The following is a 744-nucleotide window of genomic DNA, read 5'->3' on the forward strand; positions in this document are numbered from 1 at the left end:
TTAGAATATGACGACCATGCTGGGAAACGGCGCCGGAGCCGTGCCGTCCCCGAAGCGCAGACGCCCGCGTATAAACCGGATTTCACGGGCCTTGCGGTAGATGAACTCGTGGAAATAACGGGTGTCGGTTCGTACGGGAATGAGCAGCACGACCGTCGTTCCGGGCTTGCGGGACTCGCGCCAGCATTTGAACACCCAGTCGTAAATCGCCCTTCCGTAAGGCGGATTGCAGAAAACCGTTTCTCCGGCCCAGTCCTGCTCCAGCCCGTTGTCCGCTATGGTGTAGAACTTCCCGCACTTGGCGTTTCCGGGCGAGGCACACGGATCGAGGGTGAAATGGAATTCTGCGTCGAGGGCGTCGAAGAATGCCTGCGGGGTCGCCCAGTCCATCTTAACGGATGAAAACAGGGCTGGATTCAGCCGCTTCATCTCCTTACAGCAGTTTTGCTTCTAACAACTCTTTGGCCGCTATCTCCACCGTCTGATGCCGGGCCCCGTTTTTCTCGATGATTTCCAGCAAAAGCACCTTGTCGTCGGGGATCGTGAGCTTGGGCAACGCGAATACCGTCCTTTGCCGCTGGCGTCCCCTCACGACGGCCGGATCGTTGCATACGCGCAGGATTTCGAGCGGCGTCTGTTGTTGTGCCGTGCGCTTGGCGAGTTTGCGATCCGCTACGATAAACCGCCGTGAATCCACCTCGAAGGAGATATTCGTGTCGTTATACATACAAGTATGTATGTAAA

At 56.9% G+C, this 744-nt stretch carries 2 protein-coding genes; both read right to left on the bottom strand.

Annotated elements, in window-relative coordinates:
* Entirely contained in the window at positions 1–429 is a 429-nt protein-coding gene (locus ACESTR_RS16310; protein WP_216600652.1) for a phage N-6-adenine-methyltransferase, read from the bottom strand.
* Positions 430–433: 4 nt separating this feature from the next.
* Positions 434–744, bottom strand: a 311-nt coding sequence (locus tag ACESTR_RS16315) for a DUF4138 domain-containing protein (protein ID WP_373179461.1), incomplete at its 5' end; no start/stop codon positions are given.

The organism is Alistipes sp. DJF_B185, assembly GCF_964250025.1.
Classification (GTDB): domain Bacteria; phylum Bacteroidota; class Bacteroidia; order Bacteroidales; family Rikenellaceae; genus Alistipes; species Alistipes finegoldii.